The sequence below is a fragment of the Bacillus sp. FSL M7-1020 genome (assembly GCF_038050415.1).
In the GTDB taxonomy this organism is placed as follows: Bacteria; Bacillota; Bacilli; order Bacillales; family Bacillaceae_G; genus Bacillus_A; species Bacillus_A toyonensis.
Window position 1 is genome coordinate 4,157,519 of record NZ_JBBOTW010000001.1, and the last position, 20,442, is coordinate 4,177,960.

18 protein-coding genes, 2 pseudogenes and 2 other annotated features are annotated in these 20,442 nt (G+C 37.5%); of the genes and pseudogenes, 7 read left to right on the top strand and 13 right to left on the bottom strand.

Features of this window, described 5'->3' with window-relative positions; translation table 11 throughout:
* Nucleotides 1-181 precede the first annotated feature (181 nt).
* Genes MHB70_RS21295 through zapA form a run of 4 tightly spaced genes read right to left on the bottom strand, consistent with a single transcriptional unit; the run spans nucleotide 182 to nucleotide 5,147 of the window.
* Nucleotides 182-2,542: an endonuclease MutS2 gene (locus MHB70_RS21295; RefSeq protein ID WP_000893740.1), complete on the bottom strand. Its 2,361-nt coding sequence runs from the start codon at nucleotides 2,540-2,542 to the stop codon at nucleotides 182-184.
* A gap of 19 nt (nucleotides 2,543-2,561) precedes the next feature.
* Nucleotides 2,562-4,280: a DNA polymerase/3'-5' exonuclease PolX gene (gene polX, locus MHB70_RS21300; RefSeq protein WP_000867522.1), complete on the bottom strand. Its 1,719-nt coding sequence runs from the start codon at nucleotides 4,278-4,280 to the stop codon at nucleotides 2,562-2,564.
* 55 nt (nucleotides 4,281-4,335) lie between these two features.
* Complete coding sequence (locus MHB70_RS21305) at nucleotides 4,336-4,875, bottom strand: CvpA family protein (RefSeq protein WP_000565405.1); 540 nt, start codon at nucleotides 4,873-4,875, stop codon at nucleotides 4,336-4,338.
* Between the two features lie 2 nt (nucleotides 4,876-4,877).
* Entirely contained in the window at nucleotides 4,878-5,147 is a 270-nt protein-coding gene (gene zapA, locus MHB70_RS21310; RefSeq protein ID WP_000082703.1) for a cell division protein ZapA, read from the bottom strand.
* 123 nt (nucleotides 5,148-5,270) lie between these two features.
* Between zapA and rnhC the strand changes: the two genes are divergently transcribed.
* Nucleotides 5,271-6,206 carry a ribonuclease HIII gene (gene rnhC / locus MHB70_RS21315; protein ID WP_000071617.1) on the top strand — a complete coding sequence of 312 codons (936 nt, stop codon included), beginning with the start codon at nucleotides 5,271-5,273 and terminating at the stop codon, nucleotides 6,204-6,206.
* Between the two features lie 168 nt (nucleotides 6,207-6,374).
* Here rnhC and MHB70_RS21320 read toward each other — a convergent pair whose 3' ends face one another.
* The 6 genes from MHB70_RS21320 to MHB70_RS21345 all read right to left on the bottom strand — a co-directional run bounded on the left by MHB70_RS21320 (nucleotide 6,375) and on the right by MHB70_RS21345 (nucleotide 14,149).
* Entirely contained in the window at nucleotides 6,375-6,509 is a 135-nt protein-coding gene (locus MHB70_RS21320) for a YuzL family protein (protein WP_000039591.1), read from the bottom strand.
* 82 nt (nucleotides 6,510-6,591) lie between these two features.
* On the bottom strand, nucleotides 6,592-7,494 hold the full coding sequence (locus MHB70_RS21325) for an SDR family oxidoreductase (protein ID WP_000503915.1): 903 nt from the start codon (nucleotides 7,492-7,494) through the stop codon (nucleotides 6,592-6,594).
* A 177-nt stretch (nucleotides 7,495-7,671) separates the two neighbouring features.
* Nucleotides 7,672-9,063 (bottom strand): asparagine--tRNA ligase, encoded by a 1,392-nt coding sequence (gene asnS / locus MHB70_RS21330; RefSeq protein ID WP_000432186.1) that lies wholly within the window; start codon nucleotides 9,061-9,063, stop codon nucleotides 7,672-7,674.
* A gap of 52 nt (nucleotides 9,064-9,115) precedes the next feature.
* Nucleotides 9,116-9,367: a binding site (T-box leader), on the bottom strand.
* 176 nt (nucleotides 9,368-9,543) lie between these two features.
* Nucleotides 9,544-11,964, bottom strand: a complete 2,421-nt coding sequence (pheT, locus tag MHB70_RS21335) for a phenylalanine--tRNA ligase subunit beta (RefSeq protein ID WP_000498175.1) — start codon at nucleotides 11,962-11,964, stop codon at nucleotides 9,544-9,546.
* Between the two features lie 18 nt (nucleotides 11,965-11,982).
* Entirely contained in the window at nucleotides 11,983-13,017 is a 1,035-nt protein-coding gene (pheS, locus tag MHB70_RS21340; protein WP_000388217.1) for a phenylalanine--tRNA ligase subunit alpha, read from the bottom strand.
* A gap of 43 nt (nucleotides 13,018-13,060) precedes the next feature.
* Nucleotides 13,061-13,289: a binding site (T-box leader), on the bottom strand.
* 62 nt (nucleotides 13,290-13,351) lie between these two features.
* Nucleotides 13,352-14,149 (bottom strand): TrmH family RNA methyltransferase, encoded by a 798-nt coding sequence (locus MHB70_RS21345; RefSeq protein ID WP_002039772.1) that lies wholly within the window; start codon nucleotides 14,147-14,149, stop codon nucleotides 13,352-13,354.
* A gap of 82 nt (nucleotides 14,150-14,231) precedes the next feature.
* Between MHB70_RS21345 and sspI the strand changes: the two genes are divergently transcribed.
* From sspI to MHB70_RS21360, 3 genes are all read left to right on the top strand, one after another.
* On the top strand, nucleotides 14,232-14,441 hold the full coding sequence (sspI, locus tag MHB70_RS21350; RefSeq protein WP_000009509.1) for a small acid-soluble spore protein SspI: 210 nt from the start codon (nucleotides 14,232-14,234) through the stop codon (nucleotides 14,439-14,441).
* A gap of 176 nt (nucleotides 14,442-14,617) precedes the next feature.
* Nucleotides 14,618-15,175 carry an HD domain-containing protein gene (locus MHB70_RS21355; protein ID WP_001189005.1) on the top strand — a complete coding sequence of 186 codons (558 nt, stop codon included), beginning with the start codon at nucleotides 14,618-14,620 and terminating at the stop codon, nucleotides 15,173-15,175.
* Nucleotides 15,176-15,314: 139 nt separating this feature from the next.
* Complete coding sequence (locus tag MHB70_RS21360) at nucleotides 15,315-16,028, top strand: CPBP family intramembrane glutamic endopeptidase (protein WP_061529679.1); 714 nt, start codon at nucleotides 15,315-15,317, stop codon at nucleotides 16,026-16,028.
* 27 nt (nucleotides 16,029-16,055) lie between these two features.
* On the opposite strand, the pseudogene MHB70_RS21365 reads toward MHB70_RS21360, so the two are convergent.
* Nucleotides 16,056-16,220: pseudogene (locus tag MHB70_RS21365) on the bottom strand (DUF4179 domain-containing protein); the annotation flags it as partial.
* Between the two features lie 62 nt (nucleotides 16,221-16,282).
* Between MHB70_RS21365 and MHB70_RS21370 the strand changes: the two are divergent.
* Both MHB70_RS21370 and MHB70_RS21375 read left to right on the top strand, forming a co-directional pair.
* A pseudogene (locus MHB70_RS21370) lies at nucleotides 16,283-16,643 on the top strand (ammonia permease).
* A gap of 13 nt (nucleotides 16,644-16,656) precedes the next feature.
* Nucleotides 16,657-17,019, top strand: a complete 363-nt coding sequence (locus tag MHB70_RS21375; protein ID WP_000446231.1) for a hypothetical protein — start codon at nucleotides 16,657-16,659, stop codon at nucleotides 17,017-17,019.
* 22 nt (nucleotides 17,020-17,041) lie between these two features.
* On the opposite strand, the gene MHB70_RS21380 is transcribed toward MHB70_RS21375, so the two are convergent.
* Both MHB70_RS21380 and MHB70_RS21385 read right to left on the bottom strand, forming a co-directional pair.
* Nucleotides 17,042-18,841, bottom strand: a complete 1,800-nt coding sequence (locus MHB70_RS21380; RefSeq protein WP_000094770.1) for a DHA2 family efflux MFS transporter permease subunit — start codon at nucleotides 18,839-18,841, stop codon at nucleotides 17,042-17,044.
* Nucleotides 18,842-18,853: 12 nt separating this feature from the next.
* On the bottom strand, nucleotides 18,854-19,507 hold the full coding sequence (locus tag MHB70_RS21385) for an HlyD family secretion protein (RefSeq protein ID WP_001071409.1): 654 nt from the start codon (nucleotides 19,505-19,507) through the stop codon (nucleotides 18,854-18,856).
* Nucleotides 19,508-19,803: 296 nt separating this feature from the next.
* Here MHB70_RS21385 and MHB70_RS21390 point away from each other — a divergent pair, with 296 nt between their 5' ends.
* Complete coding sequence (locus MHB70_RS21390) at nucleotides 19,804-20,421, top strand: TetR/AcrR family transcriptional regulator (protein ID WP_000023657.1); 618 nt, start codon at nucleotides 19,804-19,806, stop codon at nucleotides 20,419-20,421.
* Nucleotides 20,422-20,442: the final 21 nt, after the last annotated feature.

The window sequence follows — 20,442 nt, forward strand, 5'->3', positions numbered from 1 at the left end:
TTCGTATATTAAAAGCGTCAATCTATGGCAATATCATTATGCCACGATTGACGCTCCTTCACTTCGCAAAAACAACTAAATAAATAACCCCAATCACCAAAAATATTCCACAACAAGCTAACAATGCTTTTGCAAGTTTGTCCATAAACATATAATGGTTTCCCCTTTGTTTCGTTGTTTGCTATTTTAATTCGACAACTGTTACACCTAGGCCTCCCTCGCCCATGTCACCGTAACGGTAGTTTTTCACGCCGCGATGTTTTTTCAAGTAATCTTGTACACCTTGGCGAAGCGCTCCTGTTCCTTTACCGTGAATGATTGACACACGAGGATAGCTTGCAAGCTGTGCATCGTCTAAATATTTTTCAACGCGCATCATTGCATCTTCGTAACGCTCACCGCGAAGGTCAAGCTCTAACGACACGTGATAATCTCTACCCTTCACACTTGCAACTGCTTTTTTCTCTGTTTGCTTCGGTGTATTAATGTATTCCATATTGGATTCTTTCACTTTCATCTTCAGAATACCAATTTGTACGCTCCACTCTGTATCACTTACTTTTTCAAGTAATTGACCTTTTTGACCGAACGTTAATACTTTTACTTCATCGCCTGCACGTAATTGTTGTTTTGGCGCTGTGTTTTTCACATTCACTTTTTGTTTCTTCACAAGCTCTGGCGCTGCACCTTCTAGGCGGCTCTTCGCTTCAATAAGCTCGTGATCTTTCACGTTTACAAGCTGCGCTTTGCGCAATTGACGAAGTTCGTGAATAATGCCCTCTGCTTCTTTCTTCGCAGCTTCGACTTTTTCTTCCCCTTCTTTTTGCGCTTTTAATAATTTTTCATCACGCTCTTCGTTAAATTCAATAATTTGACGCTGTAATTCACGATGAAGTTTTTCAGATTGCTTACGAAGCGCTTCTGCTTCGTTCCAGTCACGCTCTGCGTTCTTTTGACTTTCTTCTAACTTCGCAATCATATTTTCAATTTTATTTGTATCCGTACTAATATGGTTACGCGCTTGATCAATAACGCGATCAGATAATCCAAGGCGCTTCGAAATTTCAAAGGCGTTACTACGTCCTGGTACACCGATTAATAATTTATACGTTGGGCTTAATGTGTTCACATCGAACTCAACACTCGCATTAATAACTTGCTCACGGTTATATCCGTATGCTTTTAATTCCGGGTAATGCGTCGTTGCAACAACGCGAGCACCACGATTACATACTTCATCTAAAATTGAAATTGCTAGTGCAGCCCCTTCTTGCGGGTCTGTTCCAGCACCTAATTCATCGAATAAAACTAAGCTTTCAAAATCAGCTTTTTCTAAAATATCTACAATGTTCACCATATGTGAGGAGAACGTACTTAAACTTTGTTCAATCGATTGCTCATCACCGATATCAGCGAAAATATTTTTAAATACACAAATCTCTGACTCATCCATTACTGGAATATGAAGACCAGATTGCGCCATTAATACACAAATACCAACCGTTTTCAGCGTAACTGTTTTACCACCTGTATTCGGTCCTGTAATTACAATTGTTGTGAAATCTTTACCGAGCATAATGTTATTTGGCACAATAATTTCCGGATCAATAAGCGGATGACGCGCTTGTCTTAAATCCATGTAGCGCTCGTTATTTACGATTGGCTTCGTTGCTTTAATTCGCTTCGCATAAAAAGCTTTTGCAAAAATGAAGTCAAGATTTGCAACTACTTCTACGTTAGACAAAACAATATCAGCTTCTACTGCCACTTCTTCTGTTAACATTAATAAGATGCGTTCGATTTCTTGTTTTTCTTTCACACGTGCTTCTTGAAGTGCGTTATTTAATTCTACAATTACTTGTGGTTCAATAAATAACGTTTGTCCAGAAGCAGATTGATCGTGAACAATACCACCATATACACCGCGGTATTCTTGTTTTACCGGGATTACGTAACGTTCGTTACGGATCGTTACAATCGCATCAGATAACATCTTTTGTGCGTTTGAAGAACGCGTCATATTCTCTAACTTTTCACGAATACGGCTTTCCGCAGTACGAATTTGGTTACGAATACCACGTAGTTTATCACTTGCGCTATCGACTACTTCACCGCCATCACCGATACAATTTGTAATTTTCTTTTCTAAGTCATATAAAGATACAATTTGAGCGACGTGAGTTTCTAAAATCGGAAGCTCGACACCATTATCAACCATATCTTCGATAAAACGTTTCATATTGCGACTACCATACATCGTATTTGCAATATCAAGTAGTTCATTTGGGCTTAACATACTTCCGATTTTTGCACGCTTCACATTTGAGCGAACATCAGTAATACCACCTAATGGCGCACTCCCTTTTAAACGAATGACTTTCGCCGCTTCATCCGTCGTATCTTGTAGTTCTACAATTTCTTCAAAATCAGTGCTCGGTACTAAATTCTTCACTTTGTCACGACCAAGTGAAGAGGCTGTATGTTCAAGTAATTGTTCTTTTACTTTATTGTATTCTAATACACGCAACGTTCTTTCTAACATGTTGCAGGTCCCCCTTGTGTTACTTATTACGTTTAATATAGTCTAATAAACGTTCAATATCCCACGTGTTAATCACGTTATCTTTTTGAATCCAACCTTTACGTGCTGCTGCTACACCTGTTTCCATGTCTTCTAACATTTCAAGTGTATGAGCATCCGTATTAATCGCTACTTTTACACCAGCATCTTGTGCTTGTTTTAATAATTTCGCGCTTAAATCTAGACGGTTTGGATTTGCATTTAATTCTAAAACTGTATTTGTTTCTTTTGCGAGTTCAATTAATAAATCTGTGTCTACATCGTAACCCTCGCGACGTCCAAGAAGGCGTCCTGTCGGGTGAGCAATCATTGTAACATGTTTATTCTCAAGTGCAGCGCGAAGACGCTTCATAATCGTTTCACGGTCTTGTGAGAAGCTAGAGTGGATAGCTCCAATAACATAATCTAATTCTGCTAATACTTCATCATCAAAATCAAGTGATGCATCCGGTAAAATGTCCATTTCAATTCCGCGTAAAATTGTAATGTCTGAATACTTTTCATTCATGCGTTCAATTTCTTTCGCTTGTTCACGAAGACGCTCTTTCGTTAAACCGTTCGCTACTTTCAAGTATTGTGAGTGATCAGTAATCGCCATAAACTTATATCCACGGGCACGACATGCCTGTACCATTTCTTCAATAGAAAAAGCACCGTCACTCCACGTTGTATGCATATGTAAATCACCTTGTATATCAGAAAACTGAATTAAGTTTGGATACTCTTTAATTAATTCAATTTCTTTTCCATCTTCACGCACTTCTGGTGGGATAAATGGAAGACCGAAATGAGCAAAAAATTCTTCCTCAGTCTCGAATGTTTTTACTTCACCTGTTTCCAATTTCTCTACACCGTACTCACTAATTTTTTCGCCTTTATCTTTTGCAATTTGGCGCATTTTTACGTTATGGTCTTTTGATCCTGTGAAATGATGAAGCGTTGTAATAAACTCTTCTGGTTTTACTAAACGGAAATCGATTGAAATATCATATTCGTATTGAAGACGAACAGAAACTTTCGTATCTCCACTTGCAATTACTTCAATCATATTATCGAATTGCAATAAATGTTCACGTACTGCTGCTGGTTCTGTCGTTGCAATAATGAAATCTAAATCCTTCACTGTCTCACGAACACGGCGTAAGCTACCAGCGCGAGAAAAACGAATTACTTCGGTAATATTCGACAACTTCTCCTCTATTTCCCCGGCAATAGGTAATATCATCGCAATCGGTAAACGTTCTGGACGAGATCCTACTTGATCAATTGCTTCTAATATCTTCTCTTCTGTTTTCTTACCGAAACCTGCTAAAGCTTGTACTTTATTTTCCTCACAAACAGCTTTTAACGATTCCATATCCACAACACCAAGTTCTTTGTATAACTTAGCTACCTTTTTACCACCAAGGCCCGGAAGTTTTAATAAAGGTAACAAACTGCTTGGCACTTCTTTTTCAAGTTCTTGTAATACTTCAGATGTTCCCGATTCTATATATTCTTGAATAACTGCTGCCGTTCCTTTTCCGATACCTGGAATCTTTGTGAAATCTTCAATTTCAGAAAGACTACGATCATCACTTTCTAGTGCTGCTGCTGCTTTACGAAATGCAGATATTTTAAATGGATTCGCACCCTTTAATTCCATAAAAAGCCCGATTGTCTCTAGTAATTTAATAACTTGTTTTTTATTTACTTTCATCATTGCCCCGCCTTTCTTTCATAGAAAAAAACTTCTCTTTCCGAAAAAAGAGAAGTTATACTCTGCTACCTGTCTGCCATAGCTCCTTCACCTTTTCAGAGAGAATCGGTGTATCGTCTACAATTATTTTGCTAATTGATGATTTTTGTAATGGTGTTTGTATTTGTTCAATCGGAAGAATATTTCCAACAATAATTAAAACAAACAAAATAATATATACTTCTAAAAATCCGAGGATTGCCCCCGCAAACGCATTTACTTGCTTTAACACCGGTATTTCTGCAAACATATTTAACAAATTACCAAGTAATGAAAGTGCGATTTTTGTAATAATAAATAATACGATAAACGCAATTGCTTGATAAAATACTGTCTCAATATTATTTGCATCAATCCATTCTGGAACAGATACATTTTTATCAAATGGATACGGAATAAATTTCGCAAGTGCTGGCGCTAAATCTTTACAGTACCAGTATGCAACAAGGTATGCGATAATAAAGCTTGTTAACTTTACAAGTTGTAAGATAAAACCTCTGCGTAATCCGAGGAAAAATCCCATAACAAGCAGTAAAATGATAATAATATCAATCATGTTTATTCCATTCCTTTTTTTGTCATACTTTCTTTCAACTTCTCATGTTCTTCTTTTAATTTTATGTAATCGTGTATGACGTTTACCGCCGTCAATACCGCTAGTCTACTCGTATCAAGCGAAGGATTCTTGGCATTGAGTTCGCGCATTTTATCATCCACAATCGCTGCTACCATGCGGATATGACTTGTACTTTCATCGCCAACAACTGAATACTGTTGGCCATATATTTCTACATTAATTCGACTTTTATTTCCCTTTTGTTGTGACAACTCACCGGCCTCCAATCACGTACAGAATCCTAAAGTTTATCATACCATGAACCATCATAATATGGAAACAGAAAGAACAATCCGATATGATAAAAATAACAATATAAAAAAGGAGCGACCATTTTGTCAAATTCTATCGTAATACAAACAAGTTCTACAGTAATTGAAGACATGAAACAACAATATAAACAAGCACTTAGCTCAAAAATTCCGCAAGGCGGTATCTTTATGGCAAAGGTGCCATCTTGCACGATTACAGCATATAAATCTGGAAAAGTAATGTTCCAAGGTGGACGTGCTGAAGCAGAAGCTTCTCGTTGGCAAACTGTCTCTCAAACACCGAAAACAACTGTAAAAAAATCGGTCGATTCTCATCGTTTTGCACCGCCTGCTTCCATCGGTACAATGTCTATAGCAGGATCAGATGAAGTAGGTACTGGTGATTACTTCGGACCGATGACAGTAGTTGCTGTATATGTGGACGCAAAACAAATTCCACTTTTAAAAGAACTTGGTGTAAAAGACTCCAAAAACTTAAACGATGCTCAAATTACCGCTATTGCAAAACAACTACTTCACGTTGTTCCTTACAGCTCTCTCGTTCTTCATAATGAAAAATATAACGAGCTATTTGATAAAGGAAATAATCAAGGTAAGCTAAAAGCTTTACTACACAATAAAGCCATTACAAACTTATTAGCGAAAATTGCTCCTACAACACCAGAAGGCATCTTAATCGACCAATTTACGCAACCTGATACATACTATAAGTATTTAGCAAAACAAAAACAGGTACAGCGTGAAAATGTTTACTTCGCTACGAAAGGTGAAAGTGTTCATTTAGCTGTTGCCGCCGCTTCCATTTTAGCTCGTTACTCATTCGTAAAACAATTTGATGAACTAAGTAAAAAAGCTGGTATGCTACTTCCAAAAGGTGCTGGTAAACAAGTTGATATTGCCGCTGCTAAATTAATTCAAAAAGTAGGTAAAGAAAGATTACCTGAGTTTGTAAAACTGCATTTTGCTAATACAGAGAAAGCGTTTCGCTTATTGAAATAGTATCGACAAAAACAGGGGCTTACAAACTCCTGTTTTTTGTTTCATGTGTTCTCGATTCAATGTAATTGCATTTACTATTTTCCTCTCCTAACTATATCGCTAAATTAACTCATTTTTAGTAATTCCCCTATAAAAAAGGAGAGCCGCCAAGACTCTCCCTTTTTTATATTAGCTTCGTTTCTGCTTCTTATTTGATGAAGATACTTTATGAGAACCAGTTTCATGTGTTGTTGTCCCTTGCCCTTCCACTTCTGGAGAACCTAGGATTGATCTTGAATGGTCTTTTTTCACTTTTTTACTCATTGCACTCACCCCCAAGGTTACTTTTTACTTAAGGGTAAAAAACTATTCAACATAATAATCTGAACATATACTCGCTACTCTTTTACTCTCGTGTTTGGTTTTCGCTTATGTCCCATAGACGCTTTGCTGCATCCTTATCCAAGGCAGCTTCAGACATTTCCCCTACTTGTTTATCGGCATAGTAATAACCACTCTGATTAGTAAATCCAGTTGATTCTGCTAGCCATACTAAAGTTTCAGCACCTTTCTCCGGCGTACGGGAGAAAGGTTTCATTGCTGCCATAGTTAAGCGAGCAGCTAGACCATTATCCTGGTTAAAATTCGTATTCACTAGCCCCGGGTCAAAGCTATAAGCACTAACACCCGTTCCCTCCAACCGCTGTGCCAATTCAGAGGTGAATAAAATGTTAGCTAGTTTTGTTTGTGCATAACGCATTGTAGGACCGCCCATGAACTTCTTAATACCGCGATACAGTTGTTCTGCATCTAGATCATCGAAATCAATTCCCTTTTTAGCCATTTTGTGACCGTGAGATGCAGTGGTAATGACGCGAGCAGGAGCACTTTCTTTTAAACGCTCCAACAACAAATCTGTAAGTAAGAATGGACCTAAATGGTTTACCGCCCAGGTCATCTCCAAACCGTCTTCTGTAATTTGCCTTGTTTGAAATAAAGCACCCGCATTATTTACTAATATATCAATTCTCGGACATCTTTCTAAAATATTGGTAGCTACCTGGCGTATAGATTGTTGGGAAGACATATCAGCGAAAAATATATCTACCACTGCATTCCCATCCGTTATATTTTCAAGTTGAGTCATAACATCATTCGCTTTTGCTTCATTACGTGCAATGATTCCTAGCTTAGCACCGCTTTTTGCAAACACCTTAGCTGCCGCTAATCCAATACCACTTGTTGCACCAGTGATTACTATATACTTGTCACGCAATGTCCACTTTGTATGACTTGGAATTTCCCCCATTGTATAAAAACCCCTTCCCTATATAAATGTCGCATTCGTTTTACTTATATATGAAGTGGGAATTGAACTATGAACAACATCTTTTCTAGTCGTGAAATACTTTATAAAGTTCAGGTTGCAATTACAACCTTTCTCAATAAAAAAAGCGAGAGCAGTTGCTCTCGCTTTTTTTATATCTTAAAACTCAGAAGAACCTGGAGTTCTTGGGAATGGAATTACGTCACGGATGTTAGCCATACCAGTAATGTACATTAGGAAGCGCTCGAAACCTAGACCGAATCCAGCGTGTTTTGTACCGCCGTATTTTCTAAGTTCTAAGTACCACCAGTAGTCCTCTTCGTTCATGCCTAGTTCTTTAATTCTTTCTACTAAAACGTCCATTCTTTCTTCACGTTGACTTCCGCCAATTAATTCGCCGATGCCAGGAACTAGAAGGTCAGTAGCAGCTACTGTTTTACCGTCTTCATTCATACGCATATAGAACGCTTTAATGTCTTTTGGATAGTCTGTTACGAATACAGGGCGTTTGAAGATTTCTTCTGATAAGTATCTTTCATGCTCTGTTTGTAAGTCAATACCCCATTCTACTGGGTATTTAAAGTCAGCACCTGATTCTTGAAGTACTTTAATTGCTTCTGTATAAGTGATACGACCGAAGTCAGAGTTAATCACATTGTTCATGCGCTCTAGAACTGTTTTATCAACGAAGCTGTTAAAGAAGTCCATTTCTTCTGGTGCATGTTCTAATACATATTTCATTGCATATTTCAGCATATCTTCTGTAAGATCCATTACATCGCCTAATTCAGCAAATGCAATCTCAGGCTCAACCATCCAGAACTCAGCTGCATGGCGAGTTGTGTTTGAGTTCTCCGCACGGAATGTAGGTCCGAATGTGTATACATCACGGAATGCTAATGCATAAGCTTCAGCGTTCAGCTGTCCACTTACTGTTAAGTTTGTTTCTTTACCGAAGAAGTCTTTTGATTCATCAACTTGTCCGTCTTCACCTTTTGATACGTTGTTTAAATCTTGCGTTGTTACACGGAACATTTCGCCAGCACCTTCTGTATCACTACCAGTAATGATCGGTGTGTGAACATGTACGAATCCACGCTCTTGGAAGAATTGGTGAATCGCAAATGCTGCGATAGAACGTACGCGGAACGTTGCAGAGAATGCATTTGTTCTTGGGCGTAAGTGAGCGATTGTACGTAAGTATTCAAACGTATGACGCTTCTTTTGAAGTGGGTAATCAGAATCTGATAAGCCCTCGATATCAATTTTTTCTGCTTTAATTTCAAATGGTTGCTTCGCTCCAGGCGTTGCAATTACTTTACCTTCTACTTTAACTGAAGAGCTAAGTGGAAGTTTTGCAATTTCTTTGAAGTTCTCTAATTCTGTATCGAAAACGATTTGAACGCTTTTGAAGAAGCTACCGTCGTTTAATTCGATGAAACCAAATGCTTTTGAATCACGTAAGTTACGAATCCACCCTGATACTTGTACTGTTTGATCTGCATACTTTTCTGTATCTCTATACAGACTTTTTACTAATGTGTTTTCCATAGTGAAATTCTCCTTTGCTGATATATTTAAATACAAAAAAACCTTTCATCCATAAAGGGACGAAAGGTTAAACTTCGCGGTACCACCCAATTTGTCATAAAGACCAACTTTAACTCGTATGTAATACATACTTCCCGGTTTGTAACAGGCCGGATTCCCGTCTAAGTCTACTCTTGAATACAAGATTCAATTTCGGTTAGCAACTCCAAGGTGTTCTTCACATATACCGCCTCATCAGGCTCTCACCGTCCCTGACTCGCTATGGATTATAGTATATACTACTTTTCCTTATCATCGTCTTTCATTTTGTTAAACTAAAATTAATGTACTACATTCGAGGGAAAGATGCAAGACACCAGAAAATATATCAGCGATTTTCGCAATATATCGACCGTAACTTCAAATATATCGGCAATTTTTATAATATATCGACAATCGCATCATAAAAAAAATTGCCGGAATAGATCCGGCAATTTCTTATTACTTACGTAACTCCGCACCAAATTTCTCTTCTACCGTTGTTAATACACGGTTATGTGCTTCTGTTACTTCTTCGTCTGTTAACGTACGTTCTGCATCGAAGTAAGTCATAGAGAATGCAAGTGATTTCTTGCCTTCTTCCATTTTTTCACCTTCGTATAAGTCGAATAGTGTTACGTCTTTCAGAAGTTCTCCACCAGCTTCAGCAATGACTTGCTTCATTCCGCCAGCTTTTGTTTCTTTCGTTACAACAACAGCCATATCACGTGTCATCGATGGGAAACGTGGGATTGGTAAGTAGTAAGTTTCTTCCACGTCTGCACCGAATACTTTTACAAGAGATAGTTCGAATACGAATGTATCTTTCACATCCAATTGTTTTTGCGATTCTGGATGCAATTGACCGATGAATCCAATTACTTCGCCATCTAATACAATGTCAGCTGTACGGCCTGGGTGCATACCTTCACGTTTTGCTGGTGCATATGCGATTTGGTTTGCAACGCCAAGTACGTCGAATAATCCTTCTAGCACACCTTTCATAACGAAGAAGTCTACTACTTTCTTCTCGCCTTGCCATGCATGGTGAAGAGCAAGACCTGTCATAACACCCGCAAGATGTTGTTCTTCTTTCGGAAGTTCTCCTGCTTCTGTCGGTAAGAAGATAGAACCTACTTCGTATAGAGCAACACTGTCGTTTTTACGTGCAACATTGTATGAAACTGCTTCTAACAATTGTGGCACTAAGCTTAAACGAAGTTGACTACGCTCTTCACTCATTGGAAGCGCAAGATTTACAGGAGCTTTTTCGTTCGGCTCAACCATATATTGTTTCGCTTTGTCAGCGCTTGTTAATGAATATGTGATTGCTTCATATAAACCAGCACCTTCTAAGAAGCGACGTACTTTACGACGTTTCGTTTGTGCTGATGTTAATTTACCACGTGTCATCGTTCCAGAAGGTAATGTAACTGGAATGTGATCATACCCATACAGACGACCCACTTCTTCTACTAGGTCTTCTGAAATTGTAATATCAGGACGACGTGCTGGTACATTTACATGGAATGTTCCTTCTACTTCTGTGAATGGGAATTTCAAGTTTGTGAACATTGTACCCATTTCACTTGCAGAAATATCTGTACCTAATACACGGTTTACTTTTTCAGCCGTAACAGATACTGTACGCTCTTGTACTTGTAAGTTATCAGCTTCTACTACACCTTCAAGTGCTTCTCCGCCAGCATATTTCGCCATTAAAGCAGCTGCGTGTTGAATTGCTTCAAACGTACGTGTTGGATCAATTCCTTTTTCAAAACGTGCACTTGATTCACTGCGAAGACCTAAGTCTTTTGATGTACGGCGCACTGTTTGACCTGCAAAGTATGCAGACTCGATTAAAACGTTTACCGTCTCATTTGTAACTTCAGAATCAGCTCCGCCCATTACACCAGCAACCGCTAAAGCTTTTGTGCCGTTTGTAATTACAAGATGATGTTCTTGTAACGTACGCTCTTGATCATCTAACGTTTCAATTTTTTCGCCTTCTTTTGCAAGACGAACAACGATTTCTTTTGAACCTAATTTATCGTAATCGAATGCATGTAACGGTTGACCGTATTCCATTAAAATGTAGTTTGTAATATCAACTACATTGCTAATTGGACGAATGCCAGCTGCCATAAGGCGCGTTTGCATCCACATTGGTGATGGACCAATCTTTACGTTCTTCACCATTTTTGCAATATATAATGGGTTTTCTTCTTTCGCTTCTACACTTACAGAAATGTAGTCAGAAGTTTTTTCTGCTGTTTCTTGTAAGTCGATAGCTGGAAGTTTTACTTCACGGCCGTAAATAGCAGCTACTTCATATGCAACACCTAACATGTTTAAGCAATCTGCACGGTTTGGTGTTAAACCAAGCTCAAGTACTTCATCATGTAAGTTTAAAATTTCAAGTGCATCTGCACCAACTTCAGCGTCACTTGGGAAGATGAAGATACCATCTGCGTATTCTTTTGAAACTAACTTTCCATCAATGCCAAGCTCTTGAAGAGCACAAACCATACCATGAGAAGCTTCACCGCGTAGTTTTGCTTTTTTAATTTTGAAGTTACCAGGAAGTACAGCGCCAACTTTTGCAACTGGTACTTTTAAACCTTTTGCAATGTTAGCAGCACCACAAATAATTTGAACTGGTTCTTCTTCACCGATATCGATTAAGCATTTGCTTAACTTATCAGCTTCTGGGTGTTTTTCACACTCTAATACGTGACCAACTACAACACCTTTTACACCTTTATTTAATACTTCAACACCTTCTACTTCAATACCACTTTTCGTGATTTTGTCTGCTAGTTCTTGTGCTGTTACATCTTTAATATCTACATACTCTTGTAACCAACGATATGATACGAACATATTTATCCTCTCCTTCCCTTACGCTCGTTTGAATTGTTGTAAGAAACGTACGTCATTTGTATAGAAATGACGTATGTCATCTACGCCGTATTTCAACATTGCGATACGTTCTGCGCCCATACCGAATGCGAAACCTTGATATTCTTTTGAATCATAACCAGCCATTTCAAGTACGTTCGGGTGAACCATACCTGCGCCTAAAATTTCAATCCAGCCAGTTCCTTTACAAGTGCCACAACCTTTACCGTGACACATCATACACGAAATATCCATCTCTACAGATGGCTCTGTGAATGGGAAGAAACTTGGACGAAGACGGATTTCACGGTCTTCACCGAACATCTTTTTCACGAATACTTGCAGTGTACCTTTTAAGTCACTCATACGAATGTTTTTATCAATTACAAGACCTTCAATTTGCATGAATTGGTGTGAATGCGTCGCATCATCGTCATCGCGGCGATACACTTTACCAGGACAAATAATTTTGATTGGGCCTTTTTCTTTGTTATTTTCCATCGTGCGTGCTTGCACAGAAGATGTATGCGTACGTAGTAACGTTTCTTCTGTAATGTAGAATGTATCTTGCATATCACGCGCTGGATGATCTTTCGGTAAGTTTAATGCTTCGAAGTTGTAGTAGTCTTTTTCTACTTCTGTTCCTTCAGCTACTTCGTAACCCATACCGATGAATACATCTTCAATTTGTTCAACAACAGCTGTTAACGGATGGTGACAACCTGTTTCAACAGGACGACCTGGCAAGGTAACATCAATTGTTTCAGTAGCTAATTTCGCTTCAATTACTGCTTTTTCTAAGTTACCAATTTTGTCATCTAAACGCGTTTGAATCGCTTCACGTACTTCATTTACTAATGCTCCCATACGTGGACGCTCTTCCGCTGATAATTTTCCCATGCCGCGTAATACTTCTGTAATTGGGCCTTTTTTCCCTAAATACGCTACGCGTACGTCATTTAAGCCCTTTAGCTCTTTCGCTTCTTCAATAAGCTCTAACGCTTTTTGCTTTAGCTCTTTTAAACGTGCTTCCATTTGGAACCCTCCTAATTTTAAAAATAAAAAAACCTCGCTCCCAAAAAGGGACGAGGTAAATTCGCGGTACCACCCTAAATTGACAGAACAAGTCTGCCCACTCATTAGTTATAACGATCAATTCTGACCGGAACGCCTTTACATATACATGGTCCTGGCGTCAACTCCAGAGGTGAATTCACTTCCGTCTACCATAAGAATGCTTTCAGTCTACGGCATTCTCTCCCTATATGGCGATTTTGTCAGCTACTCTTCTCTATCAACGTTTTTCGTTATTTAACTTTTATTATATGTTCATTACGAACATGTACTTCAACTTATTATAAGAAGTTTTTTATTTGTTCGCAACCGGGCTTTGTAAATAATACGTTAAAATCCCTGCTGCAACCGCAACATTTAATGATTCTGCCCCGCCATAAATCGGAATATACAAGTTTTGATCCGTTTTCGCAAGAATTTCTTGGCGTACGCCGCTTCCTTCATTCCCTACAATTAATGCAAAACTTCCGGCTGGTGTTACTTCACCGTAAGGAGCTCCATTTTCAAGAGCTGTTCCATATACAGGAACACTATTTTCTTTTAACTTGTCTACCCATTCTTCTAAATTCCCTTTTACAATCGGTAAGTGGAAAATAGAACCTTGTGTAGAGCGCAGTACTTTACTATTGTAAACATCAACACAACCTTCTCCAAGCACAACGGCATGAATACCAGCTGCATCAGCTGTACGAATAATCGTTCCTAAATTACCTGGGTCTTGAAGGCCGTCTAATAAAAGAAATTTCCCATCAGTAAGAGCTACTTCTTTCTCATGCTTTTCACAGACAGCAAATACACCTTGTGTCGTTTCTGTTTCACGAAGTATTTTTACAATCGCTTCAGGCACGATATACATTTCAACATCATTCACTGTCCAATCTTTCGGAAGGTCTGTTTGATCTGAAACGATAAGTTCTGTTACAACTCCTGCCTTTAAAGCTTCCTCCACTAAGTGGAATCCTTCAACAAAGAACAACCCTTTTTTATCGCGTTCTTTTTTCGTTTGCAGCTTTTTCCACTGCTTCACACGCGGATTTTGTACTGAATCAATGTTTTTCATAATATGTATTTCCCTCTCTTCTTGTCTTATCATTATAGCCTATTTTTCATACATATTTACATAAAAAAGAACAAAAACTAACGTCAGTTTCAATTCTGAAGAAGAGGTGAAAGCAATGAGTTTTAATTTACGTGGTGCTGTATTAGCAAATGTATCTGGAAATTCACAAGATCAATTACAAGAAACGATTGTCGATGCAATTCAAAGCGGTGAAGAAAAAATGCTTCCAGGTCTTGGTGTTTTATTCGAAGTCATTTGGAAAAACGCTGATGAAAATGAAAAGCACGAAATGTTAGAAACACTAGAACAAGGATTAAAAAAATAAACAATAAAAGGTCACCTTAGAAAAAACTAAGGTGACCTTTTATGTCTATAAAATTTTTCTTCTCCTAAACATTTCTACTTTACTAACGCTGATTGATGGAGTACAATGTTCAAAATACATTTAAACCGATCGATTTTTCTTCATATACATCATTAGATAAAAGGAGTGAATGTTTTATGCAACGTATTACGCTTGAACAAGTTTTTAAACACCACATTACCCAAAAATATGTGAACCGTTCTGGAATGGTCCACGCGATTGCTGTCGCTTACCATGCGTTTCACTTAGCCAAAAAGCATCACGCCTCAGTCGATGCTGCGACAAAAGCCGGTTTCCTTCACGATATCGGACATCATACATGGTACACAGGCGGCGAATGGGACTATGACTTATATAAAAAGAATGATATACATGCAATTAAAGGAGCGGAAAGAGCTCATAAGTTATTAATCCGATTAGGCGAACATCCGAAGCAAGCCAAAGAAATTTCTGTTGCAATTCTATTGCATACTGATTCTTTCCTAGTAGAACAATCACTTGAAAGAACACCTCTACAAAACACTATTAAGTGGGCAGATGAAGCAGACGAAGAACCAGGCGGCGCACACCACTATCGAACTATCTCTTATGAAAAAGCACTAAAAGCAATTCAGCAGTTAGATCGATTGGTAGAGCGTGAATTGCAAATAGAGCAATCAAAATCAAATAACAAGGCAGAACATAGTTATCAATGAGAAAGAGGCATCACTATAGGGTGATACCTCTTTTATTATTTTATGGAAAATACACCTTTATATGTAATATTTAAATGTTACATATAAAAATAAAACACTTTATAATTAAATATATAAATATAAAGAGGTGATTCTACATATGCAACCCACTACACAACTTCCTTATGAACAGAAATACTCTATGTCATGGGGACAATTCATTAGCTCCGTTTTATTTGCTTTTTTCGGAACTGGACTCATTACTGTGTTCCTCGCAATGCCCTTAACAATTTATACAGCCGGACTCGAAAATAAAAAACAAATTGCCCTGTATGAATCTATTGCAAATACTGCAAGTATCGGATTACAACTAACCGTGTTGTTATTCTTCATTTTTAAATTCGAACCCGCAAAAAATTTACTATTAAAATCTTTTAATTTTAAAGCACTGAAAGAATGGCGCACATACTTATACTTACTTCTTTTCTTCGCTATAAGCATCGTGCTCAATTATATCTTTTTAAAATATGTGTTCCAAGACGCAACAAAGCAACAAGCTTCTGCACTAAACTTAGACGTATTTGAACAGTATCAAATATTATTACTTATCGGCTTTGCGATACTCACCCCAATTTTTGAAGAACTTATTTTCCGTGGTTTTTTACTCCACTTTTTCTCTGAACGCTTTCCATTTTGGATTGCAGCAGTCTTAACAAGTTTCTTCTTTGGTATCGCTCATACATACTCACTCGGAGTAATGGTAATTACTTTCTTCACGGGATTATTAATGGCTATTTTATGCAAGAAAACAAAATCCATTATTCCAGCTATGTTATTTCATATTATGAATAATATGTTAGCATTCTTAAGTTAAAAAGAGGTATCATCGCGATACCTCTTTTTACTCTTTTATAACAACTTCAAACTCTTCTTCCGTTAGCACTTTTCGATAATTCGTTTTCTTTTCTCCTTCTTCACCAGAAGTTAGGACAGGCGTCAGTATAATTTTTGTTACACTATCCTCTAGCTTTTCAAATCGCCAATAACTATTTTTCGATTTTATTAATAATATCCAAAATAAACCTCATGTAGTAAAATATAACTTAATTCACATAAAAGAGTTTACATATGTTCAGTATTATTTGGATGCTTTTTACGCCACTTCTCTTACTATGCGGGATTGCTGGTGGTATTTTTTAATGGTAACAGAAATTAAACATCGGAAATTACTTGTTACCTTAATGGGGATTATTTGCTTTTCATTCGTTATAATGCCTTTTACTTTTTTTAAACAAAGGTATCAATGGAGAGAACGTTCTCCACATTCCACCTGTCCTATATTGGATGCTTTTCTCTCTAGCTGGTTTATTAGCAGGATTGAATGGGGTACATTCAAAAATTAAGAGTATACGCAACATGGGACTCATTATTTTCTCAATAGGACTGTTTGCAGCTATTGTCCATGCCTGATTCATATTTTATTCATTAAGGAGTTATTACATATGGAATCTACTGGTTTATTTATTTGGCTTATCTTAGCCCCTATTTTGTTATTATGTGAAGGCATCGTTGGCATTTATTTAATTGCTGCCGGAATTAAATATCGAAAATCACTTATCGTTATAACTGGTTTAATTAGCATATCACTTATCGTTGTTCCTATCATTTGTATAGGTTATGGAATAGATTTAGAGGGAATGGTTCCAATTTCGGGAACTTTATATTGGTGCTTCTTCTCATTAGCTGGACTAGTAGCTATTATAAGTGGCAGACAAATATCAAGTATTCGTTCTATGGGGACGATTTTGGTTATAACAGGATTATGCTCTGTAACTAGTTATCATCTTTTATATCTAACTACATAAAAAACACAAAAAAGCAGGGAAATTAATTCCCTGCTTTTCTATTTGGTTTATTGCCTGATGGCAAGAAGAACGATAACACCCAAGCAATACCTGCGAGTATTGTTGCAATTAAGAAGGCATCGTTAATACCGTTAATTGCAGATAGCTTTGAGATTTGTCCGAATAATAGTTGCGTGCTCATCGCATCTCCCGCTTGAGCTGATCCAGCTAAAGCCGCTAAGCTTTGGCCCATACCATGTACTTTATCAACTAAAATTGGATTTGACGTTGTTAACATGTTGCCATAATCCGCTACGTGAGCAGTCGTTTGTTGCGTCATAAGTGTGATTAAGATCGCTGTTCCAATTGAACCAGCTACTTGTCTTGACGTATTTTGCGTTGCTGTACCGTGAGAAATTAATTTCATCGGCAGCGCGTTCATACCAGCTGTCATAATTGGCATCATAATGAATGACATACCAATTGAACGTATAATATAATCCGTCATAATAACGCTATACGGTGTATCCATCGATAATTTTGTAAATTCATATGTCGCATAAGTTGTAATTGCCAATCCAATTATCGCTAATGGACGAATGCCATATTTATCGAATAATTTACCTGCTACTGGTCCCATGATCCCCATAATTAATGATCCTGGAAGAAGTAGTAAACCAGATTCAATTGGCGTAAAGCCACGAATATTTTGTAGATATACTGGAAGTAATAACATACCTCCGAATAATGCCATCGTTACGATTGCGTTAATTACTAAAGTAAAAGTAAATACTGGATATTTAAACACTTGTAAATCAAGCATTTTATTGTCCGTTGTTAGCTCTCTCCAAATAAATACTGCAATACCTACTACACCAATGATAAGTGATATCACAACCTCTGCACTAGTCCAGCTATTATTTCCCGCTTCACTAAATCCATACAATAAGCTACCTAGTCCAATACTTGAACTAATAACACCGAATACATCTAGCTTTGTGTTAGATACCGGCTGAGCTAGTGTAAAGAATTTTAAAGATAGGAAAGTAATAATTAAACCAATCACAAACATTCCGTAGAACATTAAGTTCCAGCTATAGTTTTCAATTACCCATCCTGTTACAGTTGGTCCGATAGCTGGTGCTAAAATCATCGCTACCCCTAGTAATCCCATAGCTGCTCCTCGCTTATGAGGCGGGAATAATGTCATGAAAATATTCATACCAACCGGCATTAAAATACCCGCTCCAACCGCTTGAATCACTCGGCCCGTCATCATCATTGTAAAGTTTCCTGAAGTAGCACAAATGATAGATCCTACCGTGAAGAATAACATTGCCGCTACGAACAATTTACGATACGTAAATCGTGAAACTAAAAAGGCACTAATCGGTACTAAAATACCATTTACGAGCATGAAGCCTGTAATTAACCATTGTGCTGTTGAAGTTGATACATTAAATTCATTCATTAACGGAGGCAATGCAACGTTAATGATCGTTTGGTTTAAAATAGAAACGAACATCCCGAGAATTAATACTGTTACAACTGCTTTTACGTTCACATTCTCTATAGGCATAGACGTTTGTTTTTTCGGCATTTCTTTTTCTTGTTTTACTTCTTCTTGCTTACCTGTTTCTAACTCAACTACATTAGAAATTTCTGTTTCTTGCTTTCGTTCAATTTCTTTTTCTTCTGTTTCTACCTTACTTACTTCTATTTTACTTACGGCTGGGACTTGTTCTTCTCCCACGTTCGTTTTTTTCTTTCGTAAAAGACGATTTACAAGGAAGAAGACGATTATACAAAATAGTGCATATCCTGCAATTGCAATTGAGGACATCTCATCTCCCCCTTACTTATGAATACGAACTGTCACATTCATGCCAGGAACAATATTTACTGATTTACTATGATCTAAAGAAATTTTAACTGGTACCACTTGTGTTACTTTCGTATAGTTCGCCGTTGCGTTGCTTGATGGTAACATAGAGAATGTATTCGCTGTTGTTAATCCAACTTGCTCTACTTTTCCTGATAACGTCGTGTCTGGGTATGCATCTACATACACGTCTACATCTTGACCTTTTTGCACATCGTCAACATCTGTTTCTTCAATATTTGCTGTTACCCATAAATTGTTCATATCAAATGCATAAGCAATTGGGCTACCAGCTCCAACGAAAGCATTTGTCGTTGCGTTTGATTGTACAACTGTCGCGTTTTGCGGAATTGTTACGTCTACTGTTTGCTCCCCATTTGCTCCAGCTACAGTGACAGCACCTAATTTATCGTTCTCATTGTAGTTTTTTCCTACTTCAGCTTTCCAGTCAGTCAATTTACCTGCTGCTGGTGAAGCAATTGGAATTACCTTTCCATCAATTTTCGCATTTTCTGTTTTTAAATAGTTTTCCGCTTGATTGTAATAGTAATAACCGCCAATGCCGCCGCCAACTAGTACAATTAATGTGATAATGTTGATAATCACCATTCTTCGAAACTGATTCATTGCATTCCTCTCCTTATATCGCATATAATTTTTTTCTAAACTATTTACATCCTTATTGTTTATACTGTTTAATTGTTAATTATATTAACCTTTAAACAAAAAAAGCACACCTTCAGCAGCATAAACCGGATTTCGTCTACCTGCGAGTGGTGCTGATTTCTAAAGGACTATCGTTTATAATTATAAATAATTATTTCGAATCTACAACCGACAATTTAAGTATGAAATGTCGCTTAAACAACAATATAATAACGATTTGTTGTTTAAGTGTATAAAATGAAACGAGGAGAAGTAAAATGTCTATTAAAAATACAAATGATCCACGTGTAAAGCGGACGAGACAACTCATACAGGATGCTTTTGTCGCTTTAGTAGGCGAAAAAGGGTTTGAAAATGTAACTGTTCAACATATCGCAGAACGCGCTCCTGTAAATCGCGCTACATTTTATAGCCATTACCATGATAAATACGACTTATTAGACAAAAGCATTGAAGAAATGTTAGAGAAGCTAGCAGAAGTAATCAAACCGAAAAATAAAAATAAAGAGGATTTTCAACTTACATTCGATTCACCACATCCAACATTTTTGGCTCTGTTCGAACACATCGCAGAAAACGTGAACTTCTATAATGTTATGCTCGGGGATAAAGCTGCAGGAAACTACTCTTATAAAATGATGAAAACAATACAAACGCATTTAACATTAAGCTTATCAATTTCACAACCAGATGATAAAGATCTTATGGTTCCTCGTGATATTCTAATTAGTTATGTGACAGGGGCTCACATCGGGATGATTATGTCATGGTTAAAAAGGGGGATGATATATACCCCGCATTTTATGGCCATGCAATTAACTCGTTTAATTATTTTAGGGGCCCATACTGCCGCAGGATTAGAAAGACCTTTTTAACACATAAAAAAGCGAAGGAGA

What these genes read in the sequence shown, in the direction of transcription:
- pheT (WP_000498175.1), bottom strand. Translation starts at nt 11,964, where the DNA reads ATGTTCGTATCATATCGTTGGTTACAAGAGTATGTAGATATTAAAGAT.
- MHB70_RS21345 (WP_002039772.1), bottom strand. Translation starts at nt 14,149, where the DNA reads ATGATAAGACAAGAAGAGAGGGAAATACATATTATGAAAAACATTGAT.
- MHB70_RS21380 (WP_000094770.1), bottom strand. Translation starts at nt 18,841, where the DNA reads ATGTCCTCAATTGCAATTGCAGGATATGCACTATTTTGTATAATCGTC.
- asnS (WP_000432186.1), bottom strand. Translation starts at nt 9,063, where the DNA reads ATGGAAAACACATTAGTAAAAAGTCTGTATAGAGATACAGAAAAGTAT.
- pheS (WP_000388217.1), bottom strand. Translation starts at nt 13,017, where the DNA reads ATGGAAGCACGTTTAAAAGAGCTAAAGCAAAAAGCGTTAGAGCTTATT.
- MHB70_RS21360 (WP_061529679.1), top strand. Translation starts at nt 15,315, where the DNA reads ATGCAACCCACTACACAACTTCCTTATGAACAGAAATACTCTATGTCA.
- MHB70_RS21355 (WP_001189005.1), top strand. Translation starts at nt 14,618, where the DNA reads ATGCAACGTATTACGCTTGAACAAGTTTTTAAACACCACATTACCCAA.
- MHB70_RS21375 (WP_000446231.1), top strand. Translation starts at nt 16,657, where the DNA reads ATGGAATCTACTGGTTTATTTATTTGGCTTATCTTAGCCCCTATTTTG.
- MHB70_RS21320 (WP_000039591.1), bottom strand. Translation starts at nt 6,509, where the DNA reads ATGAGTAAAAAAGTGAAAAAAGACCATTCAAGATCAATCCTAGGTTCT.
- MHB70_RS21325 (WP_000503915.1), bottom strand. Translation starts at nt 7,494, where the DNA reads ATGGGGGAAATTCCAAGTCATACAAAGTGGACATTGCGTGACAAGTAT.
- MHB70_RS21295 (WP_000893740.1), bottom strand. Translation starts at nt 2,542, where the DNA reads ATGTTAGAAAGAACGTTGCGTGTATTAGAATACAATAAAGTAAAAGAA.
- sspI (WP_000009509.1), top strand. Translation starts at nt 14,232, where the DNA reads ATGAGTTTTAATTTACGTGGTGCTGTATTAGCAAATGTATCTGGAAAT.
- polX (WP_000867522.1), bottom strand. Translation starts at nt 4,280, where the DNA reads ATGAAAGTAAATAAAAAACAAGTTATTAAATTACTAGAGACAATCGGG.
- MHB70_RS21390 (WP_000023657.1), top strand. Translation starts at nt 19,804, where the DNA reads ATGTCTATTAAAAATACAAATGATCCACGTGTAAAGCGGACGAGACAA.
- MHB70_RS21305 (WP_000565405.1), bottom strand. Translation starts at nt 4,875, where the DNA reads ATGATTGATATTATTATCATTTTACTGCTTGTTATGGGATTTTTCCTC.
- MHB70_RS21385 (WP_001071409.1), bottom strand. Translation starts at nt 19,507, where the DNA reads ATGAATCAGTTTCGAAGAATGGTGATTATCAACATTATCACATTAATT.